The organism is Streptomyces alboflavus, assembly GCF_000716675.1.
Classification (GTDB): Bacteria; Actinomycetota; Actinomycetes; order Streptomycetales; family Streptomycetaceae; genus Streptomyces; species Streptomyces alboflavus.
In genome coordinates, this window is the sequence record NZ_JNXT01000129.1 from 1 (window position 1) to 3,080 (window position 3,080).

Here is a 3,080-nt window from a genome sequence, read left to right on the forward strand (position 1 = left end):
CTCCCACCACCGGCACAACCCCACCAACTCATCCACCAACGGCTCATTCACCAACCGGAACCACCACGGCACCACATCCCCATAACCCGCCCGCAAATAATCCAACGACAACAACTCACCCGGCACATCCGCCACATCGAACGGCGGCAGGTCGCTGCCCCCGAAGCGGCTTCTGAACTCCGGGCGCAGCGCGAGGAGTCGCCCCATGCCGTGGTCGCGGCCGACGGGCACGGCCGTCAGACCGGCCCGGGTGATCTCCGGCACCAGCTCCGGCTGACTCGCCACCCGCACCTCATGACCGGCCGCCGCGAAAGCCCGTGCCAGCGGCACCTGGATGAACAGGTGGGTCTTTTCCGCGTAGAGGACGAACAGGACCCGACTCACGCCGCATCGTTCTCCTGGCCGGCGGCCGCGACGAAATCGGCGAAGGCGTCGAAGTCGCCGCCGCTGAATCCGTGCAGTTCCTCCAGGATGACGATGTTGAACTTGTCCTCCAGATACAGGACGAGCTGCACCATCGTGAAGGAGTCGATGTCGTACATCTCGGCGCCTTCCCCCGCGCCGTCCTCGCGTGCGTAGTACTGATCCATGAAGGTCTGGATCTCTTTCCTGACGCCTGCCCGGTCCATCTCCGTGAGCCTTTCTGTGTCGTGGATCGCGTGCTGTTTTCCGTCGCTGTCCTTCGGTGCCGTCGCGGCGGTCAGTGGGGTTCCGCCATGGCGGCCAGGGGAAGCTCACCGGGTCGTTTCAGCGGCTCCCACCAGTTCCGGTTGTCCGCGTACCAGCGCACCGTGTCGAGAAGTCCCTCGCGGAACGCCACGAGCGGGCGGTGGCCGAGTTCTTCGCGGATCTTCCGGCAGTCGATCGAATAGCGCCGGTCGTGTCCTTTCCTGTCCTCGGTGAAACGCACCTGGGACCAGTCGGCGTCGAGGAACTCCAGGAGCATTTTGGTCAGTTCGGCATTGGAGATCTCAGTGCCGCCGCCGATGTTGTACGTCTCTCCCGGGCGCCCCGCACCGGCGATGAGGGCGAGACCCCGGCAGTGGTCGTCCACGTGAATCCACTCGCGCACCTGTGAGCCGTCGCCGTACAGCGGGACCGTCAGGCCGTCCAGGAGGCGGGTGACGAACAGCGGGATGAGCTTTTCGGGGAACTGGTAGGGCCCGTACGTATTGGAGGCCCGGGCGGTGCAGACGGGGAGTCCGTACGTCCGGTGGAAGGACCGGGCGAGCAGCTCCGCCGACGCCTTCGACGCCGAATAGGGGGAGTTGGGGCGCAGCGGGAAGTCCTCGGTCCAGGAGGCCGTCTCCGTCTCGCCGTACACCTCGTCGGTGGAGACCAGGACGAACCGGTCGACCTCCGTGCGCAGCGCGGCCCGAAGCAGTTCGTAGCTGCCGACGATGTTGCTCGCGACGAACGCGTCGCCGTCGAGCAGCGACCGGTCGACGTGCGACTCCGCCGCGAAGTGCACCACCGTCCGGACCCCCGTGATCGCACTGGTCACGGCGTCCCGGTCGCAGATGTCGGCGTGGACGAAACGCAGCCGCGGGTCGTCCAGGGCGCCCGCCAGATTGCTCTGGTTCCCGGCGTAGGTCAGCTTGTCGAGGACCACGACCTCGGCGTCCTCGAAACCCGCGTACGCCCCCGCGAGCATGCGCCGCACGAAGTTCGAGCCGATGAACCCGGCACCGCCGGTCACCAGGACACGCATGTCCACCTCCTCCTCCCGCCCTGCGCCGCGCTCACGCGAGGGCCTCCGCGACCTCGCGGACGTACCGTCCGTAGCCCGAATCGCCCATGGCCAGGCCCAGTTCGTGGCACTGCCCGGCGTCGATGAAGCCCATCCGCAGCGCGATCTCCTCCAGACATGCCACCCGCACGCCCTGGCGGTCCATCAAGACCTGGACGTACTGGCTGGCGTCGAGCAGGGAGCGGAACGTGCCCGCGTCGAGCCACGTGAAGCCGCGGCCCAACTGCACGAGGTGGGCGGCGTGGGCTTGGAGGTAGAGCTTGTTGACATCCGTGATCTCCAGTTCGCCGCGGTGCGAAGGGCGCAGTCCGCGCGCCATCTCCACCACGTCGCTGTCGTAGAAGTAAAGCCCCGTGATGGCGTTCTTGGACGCCGGGCAGGCCGGCTTCTCCTCGATGCCGATCAGGTTTCCGTGCGCGTCGGTCTCGGCCACCGCATAGCGCTCGGGATCCGCCACCGGATAGCCGAAGAGCGTGCAGCCGTCCGACTTCTCCCGGGCCTCGCGCAGCAAGTCCTGGAATCCTGCCCCATGGAACAGGTTGTCGCCGAGTATAAGCGCGGAACGGTCGTTGCCGACATGGTCGGCGCCGATGATGTAGGCATCCGCGATACCGCGCGGCTCGGGCTGCTGCGCGTACGTGAGATTCATTCCGAGATGCGCGCCGTCACCGAGCAGACCACGCATCGAAGGCATGGATTCCGGTGCCGCGATGATCAGGACGTCCCGGATTCCGGCCAACATCAGGACCGAAAGCGGGTAGAAGATCATTGGCTTGTCGTAGATCGGCAGGAGTTGCTTCGACGTGCCTGCCGTAATCGGCATGAGACGGCTGCCCGTGCCTCCCGCGAGAACTATCCCTTTCACCTTTCCTCCCGTTGGGTCATGCTGTGCATCGGTTCCTGTCGGCCGCCATGAAGACCCGCGGCGAAACTACGTGACATTCGGGGGACATTGAGCATGCGGATTCTCTTCACCGCCTATGCCGTGCGCACGCATTTCTTCAGCATGGTGTCCTTGGCGCACGCCCTGGACACCGCCGGTCATGAGGTGCGGGTGGCGAGTCAGCCGGAGCTGGTGCCGGAGATCACCCGGGCCGGTCTGACGGCCGTGCCCGTGGGCCGCGACCACCAGCTCTGGCGTGTCCTGAAGGCCCGGCACGGCGACGAACGCTGGTCGGCACTCCCGCCGTTCGATGTGGCGGATGTGCCGGGTGAGTTGTTGTCGTTGGACTATTTGCGGGCGGGTTATGGGGATGTGGTGCCGTGGTGGTTCCGGTTGGTGAATGAGCCGTTGGTGGATGAGTTGGTGGGGTTGTGCCGGTGGTGGGAG

General features: G+C 66.1%; 3 protein-coding genes and 2 pseudogenes. 1 reads left to right on the plus strand and 4 read right to left on the minus strand.

The window, feature by feature from the left end:
* The 4 genes and pseudogenes from OO63_RS47325 to rfbA form a co-directional block, all read right to left on the minus strand.
* Nucleotides 1-384, minus strand: a pseudogene (locus tag OO63_RS47325) (activator-dependent family glycosyltransferase); the annotation flags it as partial.
* On the minus strand, nucleotides 381-629 hold the full coding sequence (locus tag OO63_RS40990) for a hypothetical protein (RefSeq protein ID WP_030363691.1): 249 nt from the start codon (nucleotides 627-629) through the stop codon (nucleotides 381-383). The pseudogene OO63_RS47325 and the gene OO63_RS40990, both read right to left, overlap by 4 nt.
* A 71-nt stretch (nucleotides 630-700) precedes the next feature.
* Nucleotides 701-1,711 carry a dTDP-glucose 4,6-dehydratase gene (gene rfbB / locus OO63_RS40995; RefSeq protein WP_051811813.1) on the minus strand — a complete coding sequence of 337 codons (1,011 nt, stop codon included), beginning with the start codon at nucleotides 1,709-1,711 and terminating at the stop codon, nucleotides 701-703.
* A gap of 31 nt (nucleotides 1,712-1,742) precedes the next feature.
* Nucleotides 1,743-2,615: a glucose-1-phosphate thymidylyltransferase RfbA gene (gene rfbA, locus OO63_RS41000; protein WP_030363693.1), complete on the minus strand. Its 873-nt coding sequence runs from the start codon at nucleotides 2,613-2,615 to the stop codon at nucleotides 1,743-1,745.
* Nucleotides 2,616-2,708: 93 nt separating this feature from the next.
* Here rfbA and OO63_RS41005 point away from each other — a divergent pair.
* Nucleotides 2,709-3,080, plus strand: a pseudogene (locus OO63_RS41005) (activator-dependent family glycosyltransferase); the annotation flags it as partial.

Coding starts and splice junctions, on each gene's coding strand:
- rfbB (WP_051811813.1), bottom strand. CDS start 1,711: ATGCGTGTCCTGGTGACCGGCGGTGCCGGGTTCATCGGCTCGAACTTC.
- OO63_RS40990 (WP_030363691.1), bottom strand. CDS start 629: ATGGACCGGGCAGGCGTCAGGAAAGAGATCCAGACCTTCATGGATCAG.